This window comes from Caballeronia sp. LZ003 (genome assembly GCF_031451465.1).
Classification (GTDB): Bacteria; Pseudomonadota; Gammaproteobacteria; order Burkholderiales; family Burkholderiaceae; genus Caballeronia.
Map to the genome: position 1 here is coordinate 2,785,640 of NZ_JARUXJ010000001.1, position 22,167 is coordinate 2,807,806.

Sequence of the window (22,167 nt, forward strand, 5' to 3'; positions counted from 1 at the left end):
ATCCCGCGCCGACGATTCGCGTCGAATGCCGATAACGCGGCGTGCGCGTCCCGCACGCAGCCGCCCGCGCCCGGCGTTCGCACTCTTCACCACACCATTACAGACAACATCGACATGGCCCAATACGTCTTCACCATGAACCGCGTCGGCAAGATCGTCCCGCCGAAGCGTCAGATCCTGAAAGACATCTCACTCTCGTTCTTCCCCGGCGCGAAGATCGGTCTGCTAGGTCTCAACGGTTCAGGCAAGTCCACACTCATCCGGATCATGGCGGGCGTCGATAAGGACATCGAAGGCGACGCCACGCCGATGCCCAATCTGAACATCGGCTATTTGCCGCAGGAACCGCAACTCGATCCGCAACAAACCGTGCGTCAGGCAGTCGAAGAAGGTCTCGGCGATGTCTTCCAGGCAACCAAGAAGCTCGACGAAATCTACGCCGCTTACGCCGAGCCCGACGCCGACTTCGACAAGCTCGCCGCCGAGCAGGCGAAGTACGAAGCCATCCTCGCGACGAGCGACGGCGGCAGCCCCGAGCAGCAACTCGAAGTCGCCGCCGATGCGCTGCGCCTGCCCGCGTGGGACGCGACCATCGAACATCTTTCGGGCGGCGAAAAGCGCCGCGTCGCGCTGTGCAAGCTCCTGCTGCAAAAGCCCGACATGCTCCTGCTCGACGAACCGACCAACCACCTCGACGCCGAATCCGTCGAATGGCTCGAACAGTTCTTGACGCGCTATCCGGGCACCGTCGTCGCGGTCACGCACGATCGCTACTTCCTCGACAACGCCGCCGAATGGATTCTCGAACTCGACCGCGGTCACGGCATTCCGTGGAAGGGCAACTACAGCAGCTGGCTCGACCAGAAGGAAGAGCGCCTGAAGCAGGAAGAATCGAGCGAATCCGCCCGCCAGAAAGCCATCAAGAAGGAACTGGAATGGGTGCGCCAAAATCCGAAGGGACGTCAGGCGAAGTCGAAGGCGCGCATCGCACGCTTCGAGGAACTCAACAGCCAGGAATATCAGAAGCGGAACGAAACGCAGGAAATCTTCATTCCCGTGGGCGATCGTCTCGGTAATGAAGTCATCGAGTTCAAAAACGTCAGCAAGGCGTATGGCGACCGGCTGCTGATCGACAACCTCAGCATGAAGATTCCGGCGGGCGCGATCGTCGGTATCATCGGGCCGAACGGCGCGGGCAAGTCCACGCTGTTCCGCATGCTGACCGGCAAGGAGCAGCCGGATTCCGGCGAGATCGTGCAAGGGCCGACGGTCAGGCTCGCCTATGTCGATCAAAGCCGCGACGCGCTTGGCGCCGACAAGACCGTGTTCGAGGAAATCTCCGGCGGCGCGGATGTGCTCACGGTTGGCAAGTACGAAACGCCGTCGCGCGCGTATATCGGCCGCTTCAACTTCAAGGGCAGCGATCAGCAGAAGCTCGTCGGCAATCTGTCGGGCGGCGAACGCGGACGTCTGCATCTGGCGAAAACGCTGATCGCGGGCGGCAACGTCTTGCTGCTCGACGAACCGTCCAACGACCTCGACGTCGAAACGCTCCGCGCGCTCGAAGACGCGTTACTCGAATTCGCCGGCTCGGTCATGGTGATCTCGCACGATCGCTGGTTCCTGGACCGTATCGCCACACACATCATCGCGTTCGAAGGCGACTCGCACGTCGAGTTCTTCGACGGCAACTATCAGGAATACGAGGCCGACAAGCGCAAGCGGCTCGGCGAAGAAGCCGCGAGGCCGAAGCGTCTGCGCTACAAGCCGATCACGCGCTGATCCTTTGCGTGAACGGATGAGACGAGGAACGCGCGTGCCTATGCGCGCGCGCGCACCGACATCGGACACGAATGCGGCGACTGTCTGAGGCACGTCGCCGCCAGTCTTCACGGCATCTTTGCAACACGCTAGCGGCGCGACAGAGGCTGAAAAGTACGCGCTCACTTAAAAAAACGATGCACGCGAAACGGCTTACCGCCGAGTGAGCCTCAGGCAGAACCAGTATTCGGGAGACATTGCAGATGGCGCGATCGAAAGCGCAACGGGGAGCGCTTTGGGCAGTCGGAATCGTCGTGGCGATCATCGTCGTGGCGGTTGGCGGGTGGCTCTTCGTCGCGCATCAGATGAAGGAGCGCATTCTCGAAACGCTCGGGCCGAACGGCTCGGCCGAAGAGATCGATGTCGGCTTCGGCCACGTCACACTGTCGCGCGTGCGTCTGCGCGGCCCGCAGGACTGGCCCGCGAGCGACGCCATGCGCGCCGAGCGCATCGTGCTCGACATCGACATGCACGAAGCGCTGCGAAACCGCGTGCATCTGCATGGCGTGAGCGTGGACAACTACTATTTGTCGATCGTGCGTTCCGCCGATGGCCGCGTGCAGATTCTGCCCGGTCTCAAGGAAACCGCGCGCGTCGCCGACGCCAAGCCCGACGCGAAGGAAGACGCGCGCTCGCAGGAAGAGAAGCTCATCGATCGCGTGTCGTTCGAACGCGGCTCGATGGAGTTCTTCGATTCATCGGTGCAAAAGCCGCCGTATCGCGTGTTGATCAGCGATTCGCGCGCGACCATCGACCATCTGCATCTCCCCGCGCTCACCGACCGCACCAATCTGTCGATGTCCGGTTCGATCAAGGGTCCGTCGCATACGGGAACGGTTTCGTGGGGCGGCTGGATGGTCATCGCCAACAAGGATTCGCAGACGCGCGCCGTGCTGAGCGGCGTGGATATCGCGTCGCTCGACCCTTATCTGCTGAAAAAGGCCGGCGCGCGTGCGGCGGTGACGGGCGGGACCATCGACCTCACCGTGGACGCGAACATCCACGATTACCGCATTCATGCGCCCGGCACGCTCACGCTGAATCACTTGCAGATCAGCGACACCGGCAACGGACTCGACACCTTCCTCTCCATTCCGACGAAAGCCGCAGTCGCCGCGCTGAAAGACCGCAAGGATCAGATCAAGCTCGACTTCGTGCTCGACGGCGATCTGCGCGATCCGAAGTTTTCGCTGCAGGAAAGTCTGTCGAAGAAACTCGCCGCCGGTTTTGCGAAGGCGCTCGGTGTGAGCGTCGAAGGCGTGGCCAAAGGCACGGGCGATACCGTGCGCGGTATTGGCAACGCGCTCAAGAGTTTGCTCGGTCAGTAAGCGTCAGATAGGCACGGCGAGCGCGCGCAGCTTCGTTTCGGTTTCCATCGCGCCCGTGTAGTGGATGCCGTGCCAGCCGAGATCCGTGGCGGCCTGCGCGTTCTTCGCGTTGTCGTCGATGAAGACGAGTTCGTGCGGCTGAATGCCCGGCAGATGCTTTTCGATCTCCGCGCGCATCAACGCGAAAATTTGCGGGTCGGGCTTGACGATTCCCACGCGCCCCGAAACGATGATCTCGCGAAACCGCCGCAACACGTCGAAGCGTTCCCACGCATACGGGAACGTCTCCGCCGACCAGTTCGTCAGGCCAAATAGCGGCACGCCTTCCGCGTCCAGCCGGTCGACGAGCGCCACGCCCTCTTCCAGCACGCCCGACACCATCTCGTGCCAGCGCGCATAGAACGCGCGAATCAGCGCTTCGTGATCGGGATAGCGCGCGATCAGTTCGGCGGTGCCTTCTTCTATGGTCTGCCCGCCGTCCTGTTGTACGACCCAATCCATCTTGCAGACGTTGTCGAGAAACCAGCGGCGCTCGGTTTCGTCCGGAATCAGTTGCCGGTACAAATACTCGCGGTCCCAGTCGATCAACACGCCGCCGAAGTCGAATACGACTGCCTTGATGGTCATGGTTTTGCTGCTCCTTCTTGTTTCGGATCAGATAGCCTGCGTGCGTTTTTCGAGCCACGCCAACGCCGTGCCCGACACATGCGGCAACACGCGCCGGCGCACTTCCTCGTGATAAGCGTTGAGCCACGCACGCTCGTCCTCGCGCAGCAAGGCCAGGTCGATGCAGCGGGTATCGATAGGGCAGAGCGTGAGCGTTTCGAAGTCGAGGAAATCGCCGAATTCGGTCTTGCCCGCGCTTCGGTTCAGCACCAGATTCTCGATGCGAATGCCCCACTTGCCCGGCCGATAGATGCCCGGCTCGATAGACGTGATCATGCCCTCTTCCATCGCCGTCCAGCTTTCGGCGGGCGCGTAGTGCGAGATGACCTGCGGGCCTTCATGCACGTTCAGAAAGTAGCCGACGCCGTGCCCGGTCCCGTGGCCGTAGTCCGCGCCGGCTTCCCAGATCGGCGCGCGCGCGATGGAATCGAGCATTGGCGAACGGATACCACGCGGAAAGCGTGCGCGCGACAGCGCCATCGTTCCTTTCAGCACGATGGTGAAATCGCGCTTGTGTTCAGCCGTGATCTCGCCGACGGGAACCACGCGTGTGATGTCCGTCGTGCCGCTCACATACTGTCCGCCCGAATCGATCAAGAGCAAGCCATTGCCTTCTATCACCGAATGCGACGCTTCGGTTGCGCGGTAGTGCGGCATCGCGCCGTTGGCATTGAAGCCCGCGATAGTGCCGAAGCTCAGCGTCACGAAGCCCGGACGCCGCGCGCGCGCCGCCGTGAGCTTTTCGTCGATGGTAAGTTCCGTAATGCGCTCGCGGCCCAGCGCATTCTCGAACCAGGCGAAGAATTCCGCGAGCGCCGCGCCGTCCCGTTCCATCGTCGCGCGGATATGCTCGGCTTCCGCCGCCGTCTTTTGCGACTTCGCGAAGGTGGACGGATTCACGCCTTCCACGATCGTCACCGCCGAGGGCACTTGCTCCAGCAAACCATGCGTGATGCGGCGCGGGTCGATCAGGAGCGTGGCGCCGGCGGGCAGCGCGGCGAGTGCGCGGGGCGCATCGGCGTAAGGCGCGACGCGCACGTTGTCGCGCGCGAGCCATTCCTCGAGCTCGGCCGACACCTTGCCATCGGCGATGAAGATCGTCGCGTCGTCAGTGCCGATCAACGCGTGCGCGACGAACACGGGGTTGTAGCTGACATCGCCGCCGCGCAGATTGAAGATCCACGCGAGATCGTCGAGCGTGGACACGAAGTGCCACTGCGCGTTTTTTGCGCGCAAGGCTTCGCGCACCTGGGCGAGTTTGTCCGCGCGGCTCACGCTGGCGTGCGGCGCGGCATGTTCGTAGATGGGCGCGTCAGGCAAACCGGGACGCGTCGGCCAGATGGAATCGAGCAGATCGACATCCGTGCGCAGTACGATGCCGCGTGCCTTCAGCGCATCCGCAAGCGAGCGCGCCGCCGCCACGCCGAGCACGGCGCCATCGACGCCGACGACATCGCCCGAATCGACATGCGCCGCCAGCCATTCGACGTGCGGCGCGGTTTGCTGGCCGCCCATCATCTTCATGAGCACGATGCCGGTGCCCGCCAGTTGCGCCTCGGCTTGCGTCCAATAGCGGCTGTCCACCCAGACGCCCGCGAAATCCGCCGTCACCACGAGCGTGCCGACCGAACCGGTGAAGCCGGACAGCCATTGCCGCCCTTGCCAGCGCTCCGGCAGATATTCGGAAAGATGCGGGTCTGCCGACGGAATCAGCACGGCGGCAAGATTGTCGAGCGCCATCTGGCCGCGCAGCGATTCAATGCGCCGGGCGAACTCGGCTGCGTCGGGAATGGCGGAATATGCGATGCGGTCGTTCATGAAGTCACCTGCATGGAATGCGTGAGGAAGCGCCGGCGAGCGCGGGTTTAGCGACGCGCGGCAAGGCCGACTGTCACCGTCACGACGACGAGCGCGAACACCGTGCACGCGAACCATTCAAGCGTATCGCCGTCGTGATACAGGTTGATGATATTGCCGAACATGCGCGCGACGATTATCGCCAATATGCCCGCGACGATGGCCGTCCAGATGCGCCCCGCCGCGCCTGTGCCCACGCGCCCCGCGCGCCGCAGCGGATGCAGCCACCAACCCGTCGCGCCGATTACCGCGCCCAAAAAGATCAAGCCCGTCCAGCCCATCAGCTACCGCGCCCCTTTGATTGCGTTTGAACCGGCGCCGCGCGCCGTTAGCGGTCGAGTTTAGGGGGCCAGGTTGGCGATGGCAAGTGCGTTTCCTTGAACGATTTATGCGACTAAGCTTAAAAATGAAAATATGCCGGGCCGGTAAAATGACCGCTTTAGCCACGCTGATTTAAGGGCGATACTCTAAGGAGTCATTGCCCAAGTTCGCGGCATCGATTTAATGGGTTTACAGCGGAAATAAAGCACCATGTTTGAGAAAAGCCTCATATCGCTAAACGGTCTGGAATTCATCATGACCTACCGCGGTTCCACGCTGGAGCGGCGTGAAAATCTGCGCGGCATATTGCGCCATCTCGATTCGACTTATTCCGACTACACGGTTTATCTCATCGAAGCCGATGCCACGCCCACCTTTCACTGGTCGGGCCTCGGCGACGAAAAGATCAGGCATGTCTTCGTATGCGACAACGGCCCCTTTCCAAAGGCGCGCCTATGCAATCTGGGCGCGCGAATGTGCACCGGCGACATCATTTGTTTCCATGACGCGGACATGATTTCCAATCCGGATTATCTGCCGCTTTGCATCAACGCAATTCGTCATGGAACGGCAAGCGACGCACTTTGCCCATTCACGAACGTAATTAACGTTACGGGTGTTTATCGCGATGCATTCATTGTTTCCGGAGATTACGCAATACTAAAACCGTTTCTCGAAAGCGACCGGCCCGAAGAAATGGAAATTCTCTATGCGAATACGCCGGGCGCCATCGTGCTCATAAAACGCTCGGATTACATGCGCGTCGGCGGCTACGATCCGCGCTTCATTGGCTGGGGCGGCGAAGATGACGACCTGCTCACGCGCGCGGTGCGGCTCGGCGTTCGCTGGCATTCCGTGCCCGATGCAAACGCGTCGCTGTTCCATCTGCATCACGACAATACTTCGCGGCACGCGGCCATTGCCGCCGCCGAACGAAATCGCGAAGCGGCTGCCGAGACGCATGCATTGTCGCAAGAGGAACTCGAAGCGCGCGCCGCCGAGCTGGCAAAGTACTTCGATTGAGCGCGGCGCTGCGTCCTGGCGTCGCACGAGCGTGCGGCTTCGCGCCAGCTGCAAGCGGCGCGAGCGAACACCAGCCATCCCCTATGCCGCCTATAAATGAAGAGATTGGTAAAACGCTATAATATTGCGCTATCTGAAAGGCCATCGGCTTAGGCCCATTACATGCAGCTCCTCACGATCGGAATCAATCACCACACTGCGCCTGTCGCCTTGCGCGAACGCGTGGCGTTTCCGCTCGAACAGCTGAAGCCCGCTCTGGGCGCGCTGAAGGACATCTGGCTTGGGCCGCTCGCCAAGGTTTCGCCCGAAGCGGCGATCCTCTCGACCTGCAATCGCACCGAACTTTACTGCGCCACCGACGACGCCGCCGCGCGCGACGCTGCCATTCAGTGGATGTCGAAGTACCACAATCTCCCGGTTTCGGAACTCGCGCCGCACGTCTACGCGCTGCCGCAGTCCGAGGCCGTGCGTCACGCCTTCCGCGTCGCCTCGGGGCTGGATTCCATGGTGCTCGGCGAAACGCAGATCGTCGGACAAATGAAGGATGCCGTGCGCACCGCGTCGGAAGCGGGCGCGCTCGGTACTTATCTCAACCAGTTGTTTCAGCGCACCTTCGCGGTGGCCAAAGAAGTGCGCTCGACGACCGAGATCGGCGCGCAGTCCGTTTCCATGGCCGCCGCCGCCGTGCGACTCGCCCAGCGCATCTTCGAAAACATTTCGAGTCAGCGCGTGCTTTTCATCGGCGCGGGCGAAATGATCGAACTCTGCGCCACGCACTTCGCCGCGCAAAATCCGCGCGAACTGGTGGTCGCAAACCGCACGGCCGAACGCGGCGAAAAGCTCGCCGAACGTTTCAACGGCCGCGCTATTCCGCTTTCCGAGCTGCCCACGCGCATGCACGAGTTCGACATCATCGTGTCGTGCACGGCGTCGACGCTGCCTATCATCGGGCTGGGCGCGGTCGAACGCGCGGTGCGCGCGCGCCGGCATCGGCCAATCTTCATGGTCGATCTCGCCGTGCCGCGCGATATCGAGCCGGAAGTCGGCAATCTGCAGGACGTGTTCCTCTATACCGTCGACGACCTCGGCGCGATCGTGCGCGAAGGCAATGCGTCGCGGCAAGCTGCCGTCGCGCAAGCCGAAGCGATCATCGAAACGCGTGTGCAGAATTTCATGCAGTGGCTGGATGCGCGCAGTATCGTGCCGGTCATCCGCCACATGCATACACAAGCCGACGCGCTGCGCCGCGCCGAAGTCGAACGCGCGCGCAAGCTGCTCGCGCGCGGCGACGATCCCGCCGCCGTGCTCGAAGCATTGTCGCAATCGCTCACCAACAAGCTCATTCATGGTCCGACGCACGCGCTCAATCGCGCGACCACGGAAGAGCGCGCCCAGCTCATCGACCTGATGAGCGGCTTCTACCGCCACGGTTCGTCCGACAAGCCGCAAGACGACACGCCTTCGGCGCCTGAATCGTCGCAGTCTCCGGACCGTTAGCGGCTTTCCTTGCTGTTCTCCAATGCCGCGCGGCGCTGACGCGCAGGCATTTCTGATTCCACAATTCTCCGGAGCATCGCTCCAACTCCGCCCGATGAAAACGAGCATGCAAAGCAAGCTCGACCAGCTTGCAAAACGGCAGGTCGAACTCAACGAATTGTTGAGCCGCGAAGACGTGACCGCCGATATGGATCAGTATCGGAAACTCACGCGCGAACATGCGGAAATCAGTCCGGTCGTCGAGCAGTACGCGCTCTGGCGTCAGGCGCTCAACGACGAAGCGACCGCGCAGGAATTGCTGTCCGATCCGTCGATGCGAGATTTCGCCGAAGAGGAAATCGGCGAAGCGCGCGAACGCATGGCGACGATCGAAAGCGATCTGCAGACCATGCTGCTGCCGACCGATCCCAACGACGAGCGCAATATCTTCATCGAAATTCGCGCGGGCACGGGCGGCGACGAATCCGCGCTGTTCGCGGGCGACCTGCTGCGCATGTATCTGCGCTATGCGGAGCGCAACCGCTGGACCGCCGAAACCATGTCCGAGAGCGTGTCCGACTTGGGCGGCTACAAGGAAGTGATCGTGCGGATTGCGGGCCACGGCGCCTTCTCGCGGCTCAAGTTCGAGTCGGGCGGGCATCGCGTTCAACGTGTGCCGGCGACGGAAACGCAGGGGCGCATCCATACGTCTGCGTGCACGGTCGCGGTCATGCCGGAAGCCGATGAAATCAGCGAAGTGGTGATCAATCCGGCGGATCTGCGTATCGATACCTTCCGCGCGTCGGGCGCGGGCGGGCAGCACATCAACAAGACCGATTCGGCCGTGCGCGTCACGCACTTGCCGACCGGAATCGTCGTCGAATGTCAGGACGACCGCTCGCAGCACAAGAACAAGGATCGCGCGCTGAAGGTGCTCGCCGCGCGCATCAAGGACAAGCAGTATCACGAGCAACACGCGAAGGAAGCGGCGACGCGCAAGAGTCTGATCGGTTCGGGCGACCGCTCCGAGCGCATTCGCACCTACAATTTTCCGCAAGGGCGCATGACGGATCACCGCATCAATCTGACGCTCTACAAGCTCGAATACATCATGGACGGCGATATCGACGAACTGATCGGCGCGCTCGTGAGCGAGCATCAGGCGGAATTGCTCGCGGCGCTCGGGGAAACCGAGTGACGACCGCAGTCGATCTGCTGCGTGCGTGTGCGCTGCCCGCGCTCGAAGCGCGCGTCTTGCTGATGCACGTGCTCGGCTGGCGACGCACGCAGCTCATCACGCGCGACCGCGAAGCGCTTGGCGCCATCGCGGTTAGCCGCTTCGAGGCGCTCGTCGCGCGCCGTGTCGCGGGAGAACCGATCGCGCAGCTGACTGGAACGCGTGAATTTTTCGGGCTCGAATTCGACGTGACGCCCGATGTGCTGATTCCGCGCCCGGAAACCGAATTGCTGGTGGAAACGGCGCTCGACGCCATCGCGAATACGCCGAACGCGCGCGTGCTCGATCTCGGCACGGGAACCGGCGCCATTGCGGTTTCGCTTGCGCATGCACGGCCCGACGCGCGCGTGTGGGCCGTGGACCGCTCAGGCGCCGCGCTGGATGTCGCGCGTCGCAATGCAGAACGGCTGCTCGATCCGGCGCGCGCGGGCGGGCCGCTCGCGTTCGTCGAAAGCGACTGGACCGCGAAGGTCGATCCTTCGCTGCTCTTCGAAGCCATCGTGAGCAATCCGCCGTATATCGCAAGCGACGATCCGCATTTGCAGCAAGGCGATCTGCGCTTCGAGCCGCGCGACGCGCTCACCGATGACGCCGACGGTTTGTCCTGCATCCGGACCATTATCGAGCGAGCGCCGTTTCTGCTTGCGCGCCGTGGCGTGCTGTGGCTCGAACACGGCTACGATCAGTCCGACGCCGTACGCCGACTGCTCACGGCGCGCGGTTTCACCGATGTGCATTCGCTGCGCGATCTGGCGGGAATCAAGCGCATCAGCGGCGGCGTTTTCAATGCCTGAGCGCGGCGGGCGAGCGAGGCAGCGGTCAGCCCGGAATAGCGAAATCCGCTATCATTTCAACACTTAGTCCCCACCGACATCAAAGCGCAGGAACATCATGGAAACGCAAGAACGCATCAAGCAACTCGTCGATCAAAACGCGGTCGTCCTCTTCATGAAGGGCACGGCGCAGTTCCCGATGTGCGGTTTCTCCGGCCGCGCCATCCAGGTGCTGAAGGCGTGTGGCGTCGATCAGATCACGACCGTGAACGTGCTCGAAGACAACGAAATTCGTCAGGGCATCAAGCAATTCTCGAACTGGCCGACCATTCCGCAGCTTTACGTGAAGGGCGAGTTCATCGGCGGCTCGGACATCATGATGGAGATGTACGAATCCGGCGAACTGCAACAGCTCTTCGCCGCTGCCTGAAGTCATCTTCGAAGTGAACGCGCCTGCCGCCCGACGACGGCTCATCGTCGCCATCACGGGCGCCACGGGCGCGATTTACGGCGTGCGTCTGCTTGAAACGTTGCGCCATGTTTCCGGCGTGGAAACGCATTTGCTCGTTTCCAGCGCCGGCTGGCTCAATATCCAGCACGAGCTGGAACTCGATAAATCCACGGTTCACGCGCTCGCGGACGTTGTTCATAACGTGCGCGATGTCGGCGCGAGCATCGCGTCCGGCTCGTTTTCCACGGAAGGCATGATCGTCGCGCCGTGCTCCATGCGATCGCTGGCAAGCATCGCACACGGACTCTCCGACAATCTCATCACGCGCGCGGCGGATGTCGTGCTCAAGGAGCGTCGCCGTCTGGTGCTGCTGGTGCGCGAAACGCCGCTCAACCTCGCGCATCTGCGCAATATGACCGCCGTGACGGAAATGGGCGGCGTAATTTTTCCGCCGCTGCCGGCGTTTTATCAGAAGCCGGCGAGCATCGACGAGATGGTGGATCACACCGTCGCGCGGGTGATCGATCTGTTCCAGATCGCATCGCCGGCCGCCGCTGCATGGGAAGGAATGCGCGGCGAAGCGGACTGAGCGTCGATTCGATTGCAAACTCCGACGACACAATTCATTGCTTCACCGGCCGTTTATTTCCGCTAATACCGGCCGTACATTGGTGGCATCCAACTCAATACGCGACGCCATGACTTCCCTTCCCTCCGTTTTCATTTCTCACGGCGCGCCGACGCTGCCTATCGACCCGTCGATGCCTTCCGGCGAATTCGCCTCGCTCGCTGAAACGCTGCCGCGCCCACGCGCCATCCTCATGCTTTCGGCTCATTGGGGCACGACGCAACCCGTTGCGAGCATCGCCGAGCGGCCGCAAACCATCCACGATTTCTACGGTTTTCCGCGCGCGCTCTATGAACTGCGCTATCCCGCGCCCGGCGCGCCCGATCTCGCCCGCAACGCCGCCGCGCTGCTCGGCGAGCACGGCATTGCTGCGAGCACGACGGAGCACGGCCTCGATCACGGCGCGTGGGTGCCGCTTCTGCTCATGTTTCCCAACGCCGACATCCCAGTCGCGCAACTTTCCATTCAACCGCGCCTCGATGCCGCGCATCACTTTGGTATCGGCCGGGCGCTGCGCGATTTGCGGCGTGACGGCGTGATGATCGTCGGTTCCGGGCAGATCACGCATAACCTGCGCATGGCGGATTTCGGCGCGCGTCCTGAAGATGCCGATCCGCGCGTCGATGAGTTCACGCAATGGTTCGAGGCGCGTCTTGCCGATCGCGACATCGACGCGCTGCTCGACTATCGCGCCCGCGCGCCGCACGCCGCGCTGATGCATCCGACCGACGAGCATCTGCTGCCAGTATTTGGCGCACTAGGCGCTGCGGCGGATGACTATCAGTTGCGCATACAGTCGCTCGGCACTTTCCAGCGCGCGCTCGCAATGACGAACTACGTGTTCGCGGACGCCTGAGGCCTGAACGCACGAGCCGCGCAGGAAAGAACGAAGCCCGCCTGATTGCTCAGGCGGGCTTCGTTTTACCGCTTCTCGTCGACGATCTGTTTACGCGCCGACTTCGTGCTGAATGTCTTCGTGCGCTTCGCGTTCATCCAGATAGTCCGTCCTATAACCGGTGTGCACGCCCCAGAAGTAAAACACGAGCGCGAGCACGGCGACGAGCGCCATGTCCCAGCCATACGGCAACACGCCACTTCCGCCGAATTCCTTGCTGCCGATGAGCGACATGACGGCCATCGTCGGCAGATACGCCACCAGCCACCACGCGGCTTTCAGATCGCGGCCCCATCCCGCGAAGCCGGTCTTGCCCTGGAAGTAGAAGTACACGGGCAGCGCGACGACCATCAACAGGATGATTTCGCCGGTCAGCGGCCACTTTGCCCAGTACAGGACGAGCGACGCGCAAACGAACGCGAACGGCGCGACCAAGCCCATTAAGGGCAAGCGGACCGGCCGTTCCAGATCCGGCGCGGCGCGGCGCAGCGCCATCAGGCTCACAGGCCCGGTGAGATACGAAATGACCGTCGCCACCGAAATCACCGCCGCCAGCGTGCCCCAACCCCGGAAGAAGAACAGGAACACGAACGCGACGAACAGGTTAAACCACATCGCGGGACGCGGCACGCCGTAGAACGGATGCACGTTGCCGAATATCTTCGGCATCGTGTTGTTGCGCTCCATCGCGTAGATCATGCGCGTGGTCGTCGCCATGTAGGTGGTGCCGGTGCCGCTCGGGCTCACGAAAGCATCGACATAAAGAAGCACAGCGAGCCAGTTCAAATTCAGCGCCAGCGCCAGTTCCGCGAACGGCGACGCGAAGTTGAAATGCGACCAGCCCTTCGCGACATCGGCGGGATTGACCGCGCCGATGTAGGCCACTTGCAGCAATACATAGATCACGAGCGCGATCAGAATCGAGCCGATCACAGCGGACGGGATGCTCCGCGACGGATTGCGCGCCTCGCCCGCGAGATTGACCGGGCTCTGAAAGCCGTTGAAGCTGAATACGATGCCGCTCGTCGCCACTGCCGTCAGCACGGCCGGCCAGCCATAGGGCGCGAAGCTCGACGCCGTGCCGAAGTTCTCGGAATGGAACCCTGTATAGATGAGGCCCGCGATGGTCAGGCCGGGAATCAGGAACTTGAAAACAGTGATTGTCGAGTTGGCGCGCGCGAACACCTTCACGCCCCAGTAGTTGAGCATGAAGTACACGACCACGAGCAGCGCCGAGAGGATCAGCCCTGAAGTCGTGAGCGTTTCGTTCACGAAGAGCGCATGCGCCCATTCATAAGGCCACGTGCTCATATATTGAATGGATGCCTCGGCCTCGATCGGAATGACCGAGACGATGGCAATCCAGTTCGCCCACGCGCTGATGAAACCGACGAGCGCGCCATGCGAATAGCGCGCGTAACGCACCATGCCGCCGGATTCGGGAAACGTCGCGCCCAACTCCGCGTAAGTAAGAGCGATCGCCATGATGACGACCGCGCCGATCACCCACGCGACCATGGCTGCGGGACCGGCGATCTTGGCCGCTTTCCACGCGCCGAACAACCAGCCTGAACCGATGATGGAACCGAGGCCGGTAAGCATGAGTGCTATCGGCCCGATATTTCGTTGTATCGAACTCTTCACATTGTTCTCCAGTGTCTCTCGCCTTGCGCTTGGAGGTCAGGCGCACGAATGCACATCAGCCGCGCGCGATGCCGGCCTACGGTCCGGTGATAGGGCGATTTTGGTGCAACCTTGGCAGGTTGGCGCGTAGTGTAACGGTTGCACCTTTCGAATGCAGCGAAGGATTGTCAGCTTTCATCAGTTTTTGCGCGATGAAAGCTACCACACGGCGGTGATAGACAGTTGGCAGTGAAATTATGAAAGATTCGTAAGATACGTTGCGATATCTCAAAAAGTCCCTGCGCGGCAGTCGGATATTATTTGACCGCGAAAACGATTAGCCGTATAAACCTTCTTGCAGGATTTCAAGTGGCGAGTGACTTGTGGTTCTTTCGTAGTTCGCCATCGCGGTGCTCCGGTTGGTCCCATTGCCCCTTCCTTGATCTTCATGCACCCTTGGCTTCGGCCTCATTCATCAATTTTTTGGAATAAGTAACATGGAAACCGGTACCGTCAAGTGGTTTAATGACGCAAAGGGCTTTGGCTTCATCACCCCGGATGGCGGCGGCGAAGATCTGTTCGCACACTTCTCGGAAATCCGCATTGAGGGTTTCAAGACACTTCAAGAAAATCAAAAGGTTACCTACGAAGTGAAGACTGGCCCCAAGGGCAAGCAAGCAGCGAACATCAAGCCGGCGTAAGTTTTTATCCGGCTTAAAGAAAACCCCGCCTCGGCGGGGTTTTTTGCATCTGGAACGAGCGCGATCAGGTAAAGACGCGTTGCGCGTAAATACCGAGGCCCGTCGCCACGCTGGCAAGTCGATCGCCGAATACGGCTCGTGCGCCGGGAAAAGCCGCCGCGAGCGCATCGGACAGAAAGCGCAAACCGGTGGTGCCGCCCGTGAAGTACACGGCGCCGACATCCGCGTTCGCCACGCCCGCGCGTTTCACCGTTTCCAGCGCCGCTTCGACGATACGCCGCGTCTCGTCCGCGCCCGCTTCGATCAGCTGCGCTTCGTCGAATGCGACGCGCAGCGCTTCCTCCACCTCTTCCATGTCGATCTCGGTTACGCCGCCCGCCGCCACGTCGATCTTCGCTTCCTCAGCGTGCGCGGTCAGCGCATGCCCGAGCCTGCGATCGACGACGCGCATTAGCCGGTCATGCAGACGCGGTTCGGTGTAAAGGTGGCGCATCAGTTGCAATTCGCTCACGCGCTTGGGCGTGTAGACGGTATTGATCAGATGCCACGTCGCCAGATCGAAATACACGCGGTTTGGCACTTCGCGCCCTTGCGGATCGAGCGTCTGATAACCGAGTTCGCGCAAAACGGTCGTCAGCTCGACGCGCCGGTCGAAATCCGTGCCGGCCACGTGCACACCGTGATGCGCGAGGACATCGCTTTTTCGGTCTAGCTGGCGAGCGCGCTCGGGCCCCACGCGAACGAGTGAGAAGTCGGACGTACCGCCGCCGATATCCGCGACCAGCACGAGCCCTTCCTGTGTCAGGCGCGCTTCGTAATCGAATGCGGCGGCGATCGGTTCGTATTGAAAGTGAATCTCGCGCAAGCCGATGGCGTGCGCGCACGCTTCGAGTTGCGACTGCGCGAGGCGGTCGGCGCGCGGATCGTCATCGACGAAAAAGACCGGACGGCCGAGAACCGCGCGATCGAGCGGACTTGGCGAGACCGCCTGTGCTTTCTGCTTCAGATGCTGCAGAAAAAGCGTGATGACGTCCGTGTACTTGATGGCGGAGCCGTCGCCGAGATCGGTGCTAGTGTCGGCGAGAGGCGAGCCGAGAATGCTTTTCATCGAACGCATGAGGCGGCCGTCGAAGCCGTCTATATACGCTTCGAGCGCGGCGCGGCCATAGGACTGGCTGTTTTCGTCCGTGTTGAAGAAGACGGCCGTCGGAAGCGTGGTTGCCTCGCCCTCGACGGGAGCCAGCCGGATCGAATGGCCACCCTGCGTCTGCGCCTGAATCGCGGCAGGCACGGCGACGGCGGAATTCGACGTGCCAAAATCGATCGCACAGTAGGTCATGGACATCGAGGCAGCGTTACGAGGCAACGCCGCATTCAAAAGTGGACAGGGTTTGTAGCATGTTCGGCGGCATGCATCAACCGCATTCGAACCCGTCTGGAACCGCCACGACGCTTCAACCGGCGCGGAATGCAACTTGCTCGCCAAAGCGGCAATTTATTCACTGTTGCGCGCGCGGATGCGGCGGGCACGAGCTAATGAACGACACTACCTTACCGCAGGAAAATCGTTCGACTGCGAGCGCCAGCGATCGATCCGACATCATAGAAACCGATTTACCGGGACGGCTCGACCGTCTGCCCTGGGGACGGTTTCATACGTTGATCGTATTCGCGCTCGGCATCACGTGGCTGCTCGATGGGCTCGAAGTCACACTCGCGGGCGCGGTGGCGAGCGCATTGAAGTCGAGCCCGGCGCTGCACTTCAACAACACGGATGTCGGCATCGCCGGCAGCGCATATATTGCGGGCGCGGTGGTCGGCGCGCTTGGCTTCGGCTGGCTCACCGACCGGCTCGGAAGACGCAAGCTCTTCTTCATCACGCTCTTTCTCTATGTGGCCGCGACCGCCGCAACCGCGTTCTCATGGGATCTCGCAAGTTTCGTGCTGTTCCGCTTTCTGACGGGCGCGGGCATCGGCGGCGAATACACGGCCATCAATTCCACGATCCAGGAATTCACGCCCGCACGTTTGCGCGGCTGGACCGATCTCGCCATCAACGGCACGTTCTGGATCGGCGCGGGCATTGGCGCGGCCGGTTCGCTCGTTTTGCTCGATCCGGGCCTGATGCCGCCCGATTGGGGCTGGCGCGGGTGCTTTCTGATCGGCGCAGCGCTCGGTCTCACCATTCTCTTCATGCGGATGTGGGTGCCGGAAAGTCCGCGCTGGCTCATCACGCATAACCGCGTCGATGAAGCGAAGCAGATTGTCGAGGACATCGAAGCGCATTTTCGCAAGCACGGCGTCGAAATACCGAACACGCCGATCAAGCCGCTGCGCCTAAAGATGCGCGAGCACACGCCACTTTCGGAAGTCGCGCACACGCTGTTTCATGTGCATCGGAGCCGATCGCTGGTCGGCCTCATGTTGATGACCGCGCAGGCGTTCTTCTACAACGCAATCTTTTTCACTTACGCGCTTGTGCTGACGGACTTCTATCACGTGCCGGGCGATCACATCGGCTGGTACGTGCTGCCGTTCGCGGCAGGCAACTTCCTCGGCCCCGTTCTGCTCGGCAAGCTATTCGACGTGCTCGGCCGACGCCGGATGATCGCCTTCACTTACGCGATCTCGGGCGTGCTGCTCACGATCAGCGGATGGATGTTCATGCACGGAATGCTTTCCGTGACCACGCAGACCATAGCGTGGATGGTGATTTTCTTCTTCGCGTCGGCGGCGGCGAGTTCGGCCTATCTGACGGTCAGCGAGACGTTTCCGCTTGAGATTCGCGCGCTTGCCATCGCCGTGTTTTATGCGTTCGGTACGGCGCTCGGCGGGATCATCGGGCCGGCGCTGTTCGGGCAACTCATCGATACGCATCAGCGCGGCGCGGTGTTCGTCGGCTATCTGATCGGCTCGGGGCTGATGATCGCGGCCGCCGTCGTGGCCGGCATCTGGGGCGTGGCGGCGGAGCGCAAGTCTCTGGAAGATGTTGCGCGGCCGCTGTCATCGGCGGATGAGGGGTGATGTCGTACACATCCGCATTTAAGCGCACCCGCGCCGCGTAAACCTGGATTTACTCGAAACCCTTTCCCCACGCGCCGTCGAACGAGGTCTCGCCCAGCGCCTTGCGTGCTCGCGGCGCGGCCTCGCGTTCGCGAAGCGCGTCGTCGAGAAGATTCGCGTCGCCGTGATGACCGATTGCGATCATCGCGATGATCTCCACCTCCGGCGGAATCTCGAACGCCGCGCGGAACGCGTCGCGATCGAAGCCGCCCATCTGATGCGTCGCGAGCCCGAGAGCGTGTGCCTGGAGCACGAGCGCCATCGCGGCCGCGCCGGTGTCGTAGAGCGCGGTGCGGCTGACATCGCCCTTCGGCGTGAGCGTCGACGCAGTCACGCAGACCAGCACGGGCACGCGAACATTCCATGTCCGATTGGACGGCGCGAGCGTTTCGAACGCGCGCTGGAACGCGGCTTCGTCGCGATGCCGATCGAACGCGATGAAACGCCAAGGCTGCAAATTGCTCGATGAAGGCGCCCAGCGCGCCGCTTCGAGCAGGCTATGCAGATGCTCGCGGCTCAGCGGCGCGTCGGCGAACGCGCGCGGGCTCCAGCGGCCTGCGAGTAGTTCGTGGATATCGACTTCGGTTGCGGCGGGTTTGGCGGTCATCATTGAAATCCTTCAGCGATTGGAAGAAGCGAGGCCTGCCCATCACGATAACGGTTTGCAGCAGTCAACCGCACAACGCTACCACTTCAATACAGCACCGTTGCCTCGCGCCGCCCTCAAAAGGGCAAACGGCGCGCATCGGCCCAATGCGCGCCGTTCAGGTATCGAACGACAAGGATAAGTCACGGACTCACACGTCCGCAAAAGTGCTCAAGTGGCGGCGACGCCCATCGACCGCCCCGCGCGATTGATCCGCAGCACCGTAACGGCTGCGACGAGGCAAAGACCGCCGGAGATCATCGTCGCCACGGTGTAGCTGCCGAGGCTCGACCGCAGCATGCCGCCGCCCAGCGCCGCGAACGCCGCGCCGAGCTGGTGCCCCGCCACGATCCAGCCGAAGACGATCGGCGCCGACTCCTTGCCGTAGACATCGGTGGCGAGGCGCACCGTCGGCGGCACGGTTGCGATCCAGTCGAGCCCGTAAAACACCGCGAAAAGCGGCAAGCCGAAGAAGTCGATGCCAAACGCATACGGCAGATAGATCAACGACAACCCGCGCAGGCCGTAGTACCAAAACAGCAGCAAGCGCGCGTTGAAGCGATCCGAAAGCCATCCGGAAAGCGTCGTGCCGAACAAATCGAAAATGCCCATCGCCGCGAGCAAGGTCGCGCCTTGCACCTGCGTCATGCCGTAGTCGGAGCACATCGCGATCAGATGCGTGCCGACATAACCGTTCGTGCTCGCGCCGCACACGAAAAAGCTGAAGAACAACAGCCAAAAATCGCGCGTCTTGCTCGCCATGCCGAGCGTGCCGAATGCGACCTTGATCGGATTTTTCGGCGGCGGAATGACGGCGGGCGGCGCGTCCGGGCTTTCGCCGACGGGTCGCAGCGCGACATCCGACGGACGCTCCGGCAGCAGCCACGCGACGAGCGGCACGACGACTGCGGCTGCTATAGCCACGACGAAAACCACCGGCCGCCAGCCGTGATGCTCCGACAACGCCGCGAGAAACGGCAGAAACACGAGCTGCCCGGTCGCCGAACTAGCGGTGAGAATGCCCATTGCAAGCCCGCGATGCGTCGTGAACCAGCGATTCACCACCGTCGCCGAAAGCGTGAGCGCCGCAACGCCCGTAGAGCCGCCGACCATCACGCCCCAGATCACGATCATCTGCCAGGGCGCGGTCATCATCGAGGAGAGGCCGACGCCCGCGGCCAAGGTCGCAAGCGCGGCGAGCAAGGTCGGACGCACGCCGAAGCGCTGCATGGCGGCAGCGGCGAACGGTCCGGTCAGGCCGTAAAGCGCAAGGTTGATCGAGATGGCGAGCGAAATGGTTCCGCGCGACCAGCCGAACTGTTTTTCGAGCGGCAACATCATCACGCTCGGCGTCGCGCGCGTGCCGGCCGCCGCCAGCAACACCAGGAAAACGACGCCCACTGCGATCCAGCCATAATGCACGCGGCCGCCAAGCCGTCTCGCTACCCAATTCATCGCTGCTCCGTTCCGTGAATTTCGTGTTTTACGCGCCGTGACGTTACCGACCTGTCACATCAGAGTTGCGAGCTTAGTTACCGATCGGTAACATGTCAAGACCCAAGCAATATTCAAGGATGCGACTGTGACACGAACTCCCGCCGACCAGCCGAAAACCCCTGCTCGCCGCAGTGTGCGAACCGACGGCGTGCAGGCTCGGGAACAATTGCTCGATGCCGCGCAGGAACTGTTTTATCGCGATGGCATCCGCGCGATTGGCGTCGATGCCGTCGTCGAACGCGCGGGCGTCAACAAGATGAGCCTGTACCGGCGCTTCGCTTCGAAAGACGAACTCGTCACCGCGTATCTGCAGCGCATGGACGAAAGATTCCGCAAGCGCTTCGAGGCAAGCGTCGAGAAGCATCCGGGCGCGCCGGCCGAGCAACTCGTTCAATCGCTCGAGGATCTCGTCGGGCGCGCGTCGGCGCCGGATTATCGCGGCTGTCCGTTTCTCAACATCGCGTGCGAATTCGGCGATCCAGCGCATCCCGCGCGGCAATCCGTCGAGCGCAACAAGCACTATCTGATCACGCGGCTCACCGAGATTTCGGTTGCTGCGGGCGCCGCTGATCCCGTCGAACTGGCAGAATCGCTGGCGTTGCTCGTCGATGGCGTCTACGCGACGAGCCAGACTTACGGTCCCGGTTCGGGGCCGATGCGCGCGGCGCCTCGCATTGCGCGCACTTTGATCGACGCGGCCTGCAAGCCGCTTATCAGGATGCACCATGAACGACCGTAGCACCCGCGAAGAAGAAGTGATCGCGGCCACGCGCCACTGGCTCACCCGCGCTGTCATCGGCTTGAACCTGTGTCCTTTTGCCAAGAGCGTGCATGTGAAGGGACAGATTCGCTATGTCGTGAGCGACGCGCGCGGCGTGGAAGATGTCGTCGCGGAACTCGCGGACGAACTGCGCCTTTTGCGCGAAAGCGATGCAAAAGACATCGACACGACGCTTTTCATCACGCCGCACGCCTTTGCGCACTTCACCGATTACAACGACGCGCTGTTCTTCGCCGACCGCTTGTTGAACGACATGGGCCTTGCCGGAGAACTGCAGATCGCGAGCTTTCATCCGCAATATCGATTCGAAGGCAGCGAGCCCGACGACATCGAGAACTATACGAATCGGGCGCCGTATCCCATCTTTCATTTGCTGCGCGAAGCGAGCATCGACCGCGCAGTGGATGCCTTTCCCGACGCCGCCGAAATCTACGAACGCAACATGGAAACGCTGCGTCGCCTCGGCCACGAAGGTTTCGCGGCGTGGATGAAAAGTGACTGATCAGTGCGCGAAGAAGCGCTCGCGCAACTCGTCCAGCCCGAGCGTTTCGAGCACATCCGACAGCCGTTGCGCGGGCCGGGCGCGCGGCAAGTCCTTGAACTGAGCGATGATGAGCTCGTTTTTCATCGAATGTTCCCAGCCTACGAGTTCCGTCACGCTGACCTGATATCCGTGCGATTCGAGCTGCAGGCAGCGCAGTACATTCGTAATCTGGCTGCCGAATTCGCGCGTATGCAGCGGATGCCGCCACATCTCCGTCAGCACGTTCTTCGACAGCGCATGCCCCTTGTTCTTGCGCAGCACTGACGCGACTTCCGCCTGACAACACGGCACCACGACGATGTACTTCGCGTTCTTCTGCAGAGCGAACTGGATGGCGTCGTCCGTCGCGGTATTGCAGGCGTGCAGCGCGGTCACGATATCGATGGAATCCGGCAGCAGATTCGATTCAATCGATTCGGCCACCGACAGATTCAGAAACGACATTCCCTCGAAATCCAGCCGCTTCGCCAATTCCTCCGATTTTTGAACAAGATCCTCACGCGTCTCAATACCGTAGATGTGTGACCGATCGCGCAGAGTCTTGAAGAACAGATCGTAGAGAATAAACCCAAGGTAAGACTTCCCCGCGCCATGGTCGACAAGCGACACCGAACCCTGGCGTTCGTGAACGTCGGCAAGCAGCGGTTCGATGAACTGATAGAGGTGATAGACCTGTTTCAGTTTGCGGCGGCTGTCCTGATTCATCTTGCCGTCGCGCGTGAGGATATGAAGTTCCTTCAGCAGTTCGATCGACTGACCTGGACGGATTTCGTGCTTCGTAGTGGGGTCGGGGGTGCCCGGAGCCGACGCGGAGGACTTCTTGGCCATCGTGAAAG

21 protein-coding genes are annotated in these 22,167 nt (G+C 61.8%); 13 read left to right on the forward strand and 8 right to left on the reverse strand.

Going from position 1 to position 22,167, the window contains the following annotated elements; genetic code table 11:
• Window positions 1-114: 114 nt before the first annotated feature.
• Both ettA and QCE79_RS12560 read left to right on the forward strand, forming a co-directional pair.
• Window positions 115-1,782 (forward strand): energy-dependent translational throttle protein EttA, encoded by a 1,668-nt coding sequence (ettA, locus tag QCE79_RS12555; protein WP_244826336.1) that lies wholly within the window; start codon window positions 115-117, stop codon window positions 1,780-1,782.
• Between the two features lie 242 nt (window positions 1,783-2,024).
• Window positions 2,025-3,149 (forward strand): DUF748 domain-containing protein, encoded by a 1,125-nt coding sequence (locus QCE79_RS12560; protein ID WP_244826337.1) that lies wholly within the window; start codon window positions 2,025-2,027, stop codon window positions 3,147-3,149.
• 3 nt (window positions 3,150-3,152) lie between these two features.
• On the opposite strand, the gene QCE79_RS12565 is transcribed toward QCE79_RS12560, so the two are convergent.
• From QCE79_RS12565 to QCE79_RS12575, 3 genes are read right to left on the reverse strand one after another with little or no spacing between them, the layout of a single operon-like run.
• Window positions 3,153-3,776 (reverse strand): HAD family hydrolase, encoded by a 624-nt coding sequence (locus QCE79_RS12565; RefSeq protein ID WP_244826338.1) that lies wholly within the window; start codon window positions 3,774-3,776, stop codon window positions 3,153-3,155.
• A gap of 27 nt (window positions 3,777-3,803) precedes the next feature.
• Window positions 3,804-5,633 (reverse strand): aminopeptidase P family protein, encoded by a 1,830-nt coding sequence (locus QCE79_RS12570; RefSeq protein ID WP_309844505.1) that lies wholly within the window; start codon window positions 5,631-5,633, stop codon window positions 3,804-3,806.
• A gap of 47 nt (window positions 5,634-5,680) precedes the next feature.
• On the reverse strand, window positions 5,681-5,953 hold the full coding sequence (locus tag QCE79_RS12575) for a hypothetical protein (protein WP_244826339.1): 273 nt from the start codon (window positions 5,951-5,953) through the stop codon (window positions 5,681-5,683).
• 295 nt (window positions 5,954-6,248) lie between these two features.
• Between QCE79_RS12575 and QCE79_RS12580 the strand changes: the two genes are divergently transcribed.
• The 7 genes from QCE79_RS12580 to QCE79_RS12610 all read left to right on the forward strand — a co-directional run bounded on the left by QCE79_RS12580 (window position 6,249) and on the right by QCE79_RS12610 (window position 12,437).
• Window positions 6,249-7,016 carry a glycosyltransferase family 2 protein gene (locus QCE79_RS12580; RefSeq protein ID WP_309844508.1) on the forward strand — a complete coding sequence of 256 codons (768 nt, stop codon included), beginning with the start codon at window positions 6,249-6,251 and terminating at the stop codon, window positions 7,014-7,016.
• 162 nt (window positions 7,017-7,178) lie between these two features.
• Window positions 7,179-8,513 (forward strand): glutamyl-tRNA reductase, encoded by a 1,335-nt coding sequence (gene hemA, locus QCE79_RS12585; protein ID WP_244826341.1) that lies wholly within the window; start codon window positions 7,179-7,181, stop codon window positions 8,511-8,513.
• Window positions 8,514-8,607: 94 nt separating this feature from the next.
• Complete coding sequence (prfA, locus tag QCE79_RS12590) at window positions 8,608-9,690, forward strand: peptide chain release factor 1 (protein WP_244826342.1); 1,083 nt, start codon at window positions 8,608-8,610, stop codon at window positions 9,688-9,690.
• Window positions 9,687-10,523 (forward strand): peptide chain release factor N(5)-glutamine methyltransferase, encoded by an 837-nt coding sequence (gene prmC / locus QCE79_RS12595; RefSeq protein ID WP_309844513.1) that lies wholly within the window; start codon window positions 9,687-9,689, stop codon window positions 10,521-10,523. The genes prfA and prmC overlap by 4 nt, the downstream gene beginning before the upstream one ends.
• A gap of 97 nt (window positions 10,524-10,620) precedes the next feature.
• A complete protein-coding gene (gene grxD / locus QCE79_RS12600) occupies window positions 10,621-10,932 on the forward strand; it encodes a Grx4 family monothiol glutaredoxin (RefSeq protein ID WP_244826344.1) in 312 nt (103 codons plus the stop codon).
• A 13-nt stretch (window positions 10,933-10,945) separates the two neighbouring features.
• Window positions 10,946-11,542 carry a UbiX family flavin prenyltransferase gene (locus QCE79_RS12605; protein ID WP_309844515.1) on the forward strand — a complete coding sequence of 199 codons (597 nt, stop codon included), beginning with the start codon at window positions 10,946-10,948 and terminating at the stop codon, window positions 11,540-11,542.
• Between the two features lie 109 nt (window positions 11,543-11,651).
• Window positions 11,652-12,437, forward strand: coding sequence for a class III extradiol ring-cleavage dioxygenase (locus tag QCE79_RS12610; RefSeq protein ID WP_309844517.1), 786 nt, complete (start codon window positions 11,652-11,654; stop codon window positions 12,435-12,437).
• Between the two features lie 90 nt (window positions 12,438-12,527).
• On the opposite strand, the gene QCE79_RS12615 is transcribed toward QCE79_RS12610, so the two are convergent.
• Window positions 12,528-14,120, reverse strand: a complete 1,593-nt coding sequence (locus QCE79_RS12615; RefSeq protein ID WP_309844520.1) for an APC family permease — start codon at window positions 14,118-14,120, stop codon at window positions 12,528-12,530.
• A gap of 476 nt (window positions 14,121-14,596) precedes the next feature.
• On the opposite strand from QCE79_RS12615, the gene QCE79_RS12620 reads away from it, so the two are divergent.
• Window positions 14,597-14,800 carry a cold-shock protein gene (locus QCE79_RS12620; protein WP_016346375.1) on the forward strand — a complete coding sequence of 68 codons (204 nt, stop codon included), beginning with the start codon at window positions 14,597-14,599 and terminating at the stop codon, window positions 14,798-14,800.
• Between the two features lie 64 nt (window positions 14,801-14,864).
• Here QCE79_RS12620 and QCE79_RS12625 read toward each other — a convergent pair whose 3' ends face one another.
• The gene (locus QCE79_RS12625) at window positions 14,865-16,139 is read right to left on the reverse strand and encodes an Hsp70 family protein (protein WP_309845302.1); all 1,275 of its coding nucleotides are present in this window, start codon (window positions 16,137-16,139) and stop codon (window positions 14,865-14,867) included.
• A 197-nt stretch (window positions 16,140-16,336) separates the two neighbouring features.
• Between QCE79_RS12625 and QCE79_RS12630 the strand changes: the two genes are divergently transcribed.
• Window positions 16,337-17,824: an MFS transporter gene (locus QCE79_RS12630; protein WP_309844522.1), complete on the forward strand. Its 1,488-nt coding sequence runs from the start codon at window positions 16,337-16,339 to the stop codon at window positions 17,822-17,824.
• 49 nt (window positions 17,825-17,873) lie between these two features.
• On the opposite strand, the gene QCE79_RS12635 is transcribed toward QCE79_RS12630, so the two are convergent.
• Both QCE79_RS12635 and QCE79_RS12640 read right to left on the reverse strand, forming a co-directional pair.
• Window positions 17,874-18,470 carry a nitroreductase family protein gene (locus QCE79_RS12635; RefSeq protein WP_309845303.1) on the reverse strand — a complete coding sequence of 199 codons (597 nt, stop codon included), beginning with the start codon at window positions 18,468-18,470 and terminating at the stop codon, window positions 17,874-17,876.
• A gap of 210 nt (window positions 18,471-18,680) precedes the next feature.
• Window positions 18,681-19,964, reverse strand: a complete 1,284-nt coding sequence (locus QCE79_RS12640) for an MFS transporter (protein WP_250509544.1) — start codon at window positions 19,962-19,964, stop codon at window positions 18,681-18,683.
• Between the two features lie 127 nt (window positions 19,965-20,091).
• Here QCE79_RS12640 and QCE79_RS12645 point away from each other — a divergent pair, with 127 nt between their 5' ends.
• Both QCE79_RS12645 and QCE79_RS12650 read left to right on the forward strand, forming a co-directional pair.
• Window positions 20,092-20,745, forward strand: coding sequence for a TetR/AcrR family transcriptional regulator (locus QCE79_RS12645; protein ID WP_404989348.1), 654 nt, complete (start codon window positions 20,092-20,094; stop codon window positions 20,743-20,745).
• Window positions 20,732-21,289: a DUF1415 domain-containing protein gene (locus tag QCE79_RS12650; protein ID WP_309844524.1), complete on the forward strand. Its 558-nt coding sequence runs from the start codon at window positions 20,732-20,734 to the stop codon at window positions 21,287-21,289. Before QCE79_RS12645 ends, QCE79_RS12650 begins: the two co-directional genes overlap by 14 nt.
• On the opposite strand, the gene QCE79_RS12655 is transcribed toward QCE79_RS12650, so the two are convergent.
• Window positions 21,290-22,159: an SAM-dependent methyltransferase gene (locus QCE79_RS12655; RefSeq protein WP_309844526.1), complete on the reverse strand. Its 870-nt coding sequence runs from the start codon at window positions 22,157-22,159 to the stop codon at window positions 21,290-21,292.
• Window positions 22,160-22,167: the final 8 nt, after the last annotated feature.